At 32.2% G+C, this 4,136-nt stretch carries 4 protein-coding genes, 1 tRNA gene and 1 pseudogene; 2 read left to right on the plus strand and 4 right to left on the minus strand.

What is annotated here, in order from left to right; translation table 11 throughout:
• From rps11p to QZU75_RS12565, 4 genes and pseudogenes are all read right to left on the minus strand, one after another.
• Positions 1-82: pseudogene (gene rps11p / locus QZU75_RS12550) on the minus strand (30S ribosomal protein S11); the annotation flags it as partial.
• An 11-nt stretch (positions 83-93) separates the two neighbouring features.
• Positions 94-633 (minus strand): 30S ribosomal protein S4, encoded by a 540-nt coding sequence (locus QZU75_RS12555; protein WP_296884166.1) that lies wholly within the window; start codon positions 631-633, stop codon positions 94-96.
• A 63-nt stretch (positions 634-696) separates the two neighbouring features.
• Positions 697-1,146 carry a 30S ribosomal protein S13 gene (locus tag QZU75_RS12560; RefSeq protein WP_067043632.1) on the minus strand — a complete coding sequence of 150 codons (450 nt, stop codon included), beginning with the start codon at positions 1,144-1,146 and terminating at the stop codon, positions 697-699.
• A 193-nt stretch (positions 1,147-1,339) separates the two neighbouring features.
• Positions 1,340-1,424, minus strand: a tRNA-Ser gene (locus QZU75_RS12565).
• A 185-nt stretch (positions 1,425-1,609) separates the two neighbouring features.
• Between QZU75_RS12565 and QZU75_RS12570 the strand changes: the two genes are divergently transcribed.
• A complete protein-coding gene (locus tag QZU75_RS12570) occupies positions 1,610-2,167 on the plus strand; it encodes a LemA family protein (RefSeq protein ID WP_296884168.1) in 558 nt (185 codons plus the stop codon).
• Positions 2,168-2,189: 22 nt separating this feature from the next.
• The gene (locus QZU75_RS12575) at positions 2,190-3,983 is read left to right on the plus strand and encodes a DUF2207 domain-containing protein (protein WP_296884169.1); all 1,794 of its coding nucleotides are present in this window, start codon (positions 2,190-2,192) and stop codon (positions 3,981-3,983) included.
• Positions 3,984-4,136: the final 153 nt, after the last annotated feature.

Here is a 4,136-nt window from a genome sequence, read left to right on the forward strand (position 1 = left end):
CAGTAATATCTGTTACAGTAATAATAGTGTTATTGAATGATGAGTAAATATTAGCTATACCCCATTTTTCATCTTTTGCCATAGTTACACCCTTTATTCCTCAGTATTAGCTTTATTAGCTTTATTGCTGTTATACTCTTCAATTTGTTTAGCTACAGGTGAAGAACGATAGAATCCGATGTCATCTTCTTGACCTTTTAATACAACATAACTTGGGGAATTGATTTTTTTACCGCCTAAAGCTATGTGACCGTGTACAACAAACATTCTTGCTTCTTTAGGAGTACGAGCTAAACCTTTTTGGTATACAATAGTTTGTAATCTTCTTCTTAAGATATCTTCAACGTTTAAATCTAAGATTTCTTCAAGAGCAGCACCTTCAGGCAAAACTCCGGTTCTAGCTAAGTGTCCTAATAATTCTAATTTTTCTTTTACCATTTGGTCAGTACCGAAACCAAGTAAGTATCTTGCTTCCCTACTGTATCTTCTGACTAAAGTATCAGCTTTCCAAATTTCTTTTTTGTTTTTTAAACCGTATTTAGCCATTAATTTATTTTCATTTTTAATTCTTTCTGCATTCCAAGGATGTGGTGGTGTATTATACTTTTTCCTTGCTTTTCTAGGTTGTCCCATTAAAACATCTCCTTTATAAAATTGAATTCAAATAATTTAATTTTTTAAAAAAAAAGTTCGTGCCTATCCACGTGAACGTTTTACACCAACTGAAGAACTTTTTCTGAAAGTAGATTTGGTTCTTTGACCTCTAACAGGTAAACCAACTTCATGTCTTCTACCTTTGTAACTTCTGGTCTTTTTCATTCTGTTTAAATCATCTCTTAAAGTCATGTCAAGATCAGATTCAATTAAGTGAATGTCATCACCAGTTTCGTAATCTTCTCTTCTGTTTAACATCCAGGAAGGAATGTCAAATTTCTGAGGATTTTCCAAAATTTCTTCAATTCTTAAAACATCTTCGTCAGCAATGTATCCAATTTTAGAGTCTAAATCTAAGTCTAAAGTACGGCACATAGTTTTAGATAAAGATATTCCAACACCTTTAATTTCAGTTAAAGCTTGTTCAATGGTTTTATTACCATTTACATCCTTTCTTGAAATACGTACTAAATGCTTAAAATCGTCTTCCATTAAATAACCTCCATTTATAGAGCGAATCTACGAGACGTAAAATAATAGATTCGAATGTTTTGAGATTTCAAAACACAGTTCTTTCAACAATTTAAAACTTAGTTTAAGTAAACTAAGAGTGCAAAAAAATATCAGTTTAACAAGTATTTTAATAGTGAAAAATAATTAAAAAACTAAGTTAAAAACTAATAAACGCCGAGACTGGGATTTGAACCCAGGAGGGCTGAACGCCCACGAGATTTCCAGTCTCGCGCCTTACCAGGCTAGACTATCTCGGCATCTAGTATAATATGATAAAATAATATTTCTACTTACCACTATATAAAGGTTTGCTTAAAAAAGCTAAATTTGAAAAAAATATTCCCATTATCTAATTATATTTTCAAATCTAAAAAGAGAAATCTTCAGATTTCAACGATAAGTATATTTTTTAATATATTTATATATTATCATAGGTGATAAAATGAGCATTATTTTAATAGTCGTATTGGTATTAGCAATTATTTTTATTGTTTATACATTTATACATTTATACAACCGATTAGTTGATCTTAGAAATAGAGTGGAAAACAGCTACTCACAAATCGAAGTTCAACTTAAAAGAAGAAACGATTTGATTCCAAATCTTGTAGAAACCGTTAAAGGTTATGCTTCACATGAAAAAGAAGTATTTGAAAATGTTACTAAAGCTAGAAGCAATGTAATTAATGCATCCGGTGTTGAAGAGATAAGTGCTGCAGATAACCAATTGACTGGTGCTTTAAAATCATTATTTGCAGTTGCTGAAAGTTATCCTGAACTTAAAGCCAATTCTAATTTCCAACAATTACAATCAGAATTAACCGACACTGAAGATAAAATTTCATATGCAAGACAATTCTATAATGATGTAGTATTAAAATACAATAATGTATGTCAACAATTCCCAAGCAGCATGTTTGCAAAACTGTTCCACTTTGAAAAAGCAAAATTCTTCGAAGCACCTGAAAGTGAAATGGAAGTTCCGGAAGTCAAATTTTAAAAAAAAAACATGGTGAAATTATATGAATGTTAAAAAGACACTTTGTATAATTTTATTATTTTTAGTATTATTTTCAGCACTAATCGCAGTTTCAGCATCCGATGACAAAAGTTATAACATCAGCCACACCTATGTTGAGCTAACTGTTGGAAGTAATGGTCTACTCCATGTAGATGAAATATATGATTATACATTCCAGGGAAGTTATAACGGAGTTTATAGGGACATCCCCCTTAAGGAAGGGGAAAGTATTGAAAATATCCGGGTAAATGCTACTGGAGCATATTGCGTTGCAGAAGAAAAATTGGAAAACGGTGTAGAACATATAACTATTTATTTATATGCGGATGAAGCACATACCAAAAAAATATCCGATACACAGGTACATGTTTCCATTAGTTATGACATGAAAAATACTGTAACCCTTTTCAATGATGTTGCAGGTCTCCAATATAAACTTTGGGGAGATGAATGGGATGTTGGAACAGATGTATTGACTGCTGTTGTCCATTTGCCTGGAAATACAAGTAATGAATATTATTTAAATCCTACAGAGTACAATTCAAGCAGTAATTTAAATGGAAATACAATAACATTAACATCCACTACAATTCCATCCGGAGAATTTTATGAACTACTCGTGTTAATGCCTTTAAGTGATTTTAATAATGCAACATATGCAAAAACAGTTCACGAAGACGGTAAAGAACAAATAACCCATAATCTTGAAAACAGCCTAAATGGAAGAAACTTCTGGAATAGCGCATATATCGTTTTGGGGTTATTATCCTTAGTCAGTCCAATTATAGGTATTTTAATCTACTTGAGATATGGTCGTGAACCTAAAGTGAATTATGACGGAATTTACGAAAGGGAACTTCCAACAGATGATTCACCAGCAGTTGTTAATGCACTTATAGACAATACTCATGAAATCGGAACACCAAATATGAAAGGATTTGAAGCGACAATTCTCGATTTAATTAATAAAAAAGTCTTTTCTCTTAAAACAGAGCGAAACAGTGAAACTGATTTAAATGACCTCTATTTAAAAATAAATAAAGACAATCTTGATGGTTTGGCTATTCATGAACAATCAGTCGTAGACATCTTATCCATGTTTGCAGACGACAATAATATTGTAAATCTTTCAAACTTGGATAATGATTTATCTTATGAAGCAAATGCAAAGATTTTCATGAAAGAGTTTAACACCTGGCAAAAAGATGTCAAATATGAATATCTGGACAGTGAAAATCTCAAGACATATTTCAACAACAAAGGGTCTTCATTTATGAAGAAATTAAGCATTGGCGGAATAATTGCCGGAATAGCTATTTTCCTATTAGGCCTATTTACCAACCTCCATAACGGAGTCTTTGCAATAGGCGGAGGAATTGTGCTTGCAATATTCTCATTTATTGTGATAATGCTGCCTGAAGATATTTTTGGACAATGGACCAAAAAAGGAAGACTGTTCTATCTGAAATGGAGTAACTTTAAGAAATTCTTAAAGGACAATAGTTTAATTAATGAACACCCTCCTGAATCTATAGTTATTTGGAAACAATACCTGATTTATGGTGCTGCCCTTGGAGTAGCAGATAATGTCTATAAATCCATGAAACTTCAAGAGAAAAATATTGACTCATACTATGATGATGACGTATTCCTGTATCACCATTATGGAGGATATTACATGATGCACAACGCCTTCGTAACAGGTCAAAACACAGCAACTCCTTCATCAGATTCCGTTGGAGACTTCGGAAGCCTCGGAGGAGGATCAGGTGGTGGAGGTGGAGGTGCATTCTAGCACCCCCATTTTAAAAAAAAAAAGTGGAAAAAATTCCACTTTAACTTCTTTTTTTGAGTCTGTAAAATTTTATAGGCTTATTTAATTTTTATGTGATTTTGAGTCCAATTTTGCATTTGGAAGTCTAAAAATGTCAGAATTCCTTCTTTAGTT

The organism is uncultured Methanobrevibacter sp. (assembly GCF_902764455.1).
Taxonomy (GTDB): domain Archaea; phylum Methanobacteriota; class Methanobacteria; order Methanobacteriales; family Methanobacteriaceae; genus Methanocatella.

Excerpts from the sequence above, each read along its gene's own strand:
- QZU75_RS12555 (WP_296884166.1), bottom strand. The coding sequence starts at position 633 with ATGGGACAACCTAGAAAAGCAAGGAAAAAGTATAATACACCACCACAT.
- QZU75_RS12560 (WP_067043632.1), bottom strand. The coding sequence starts at position 1,146 with ATGGAAGACGATTTTAAGCATTTAGTACGTATTTCAAGAAAGGATGTA.
- QZU75_RS12570 (WP_296884168.1), top strand. The coding sequence starts at position 1,610 with ATGAGCATTATTTTAATAGTCGTATTGGTATTAGCAATTATTTTTATT.
- QZU75_RS12575 (WP_296884169.1), top strand. The coding sequence starts at position 2,190 with ATGAATGTTAAAAAGACACTTTGTATAATTTTATTATTTTTAGTATTA.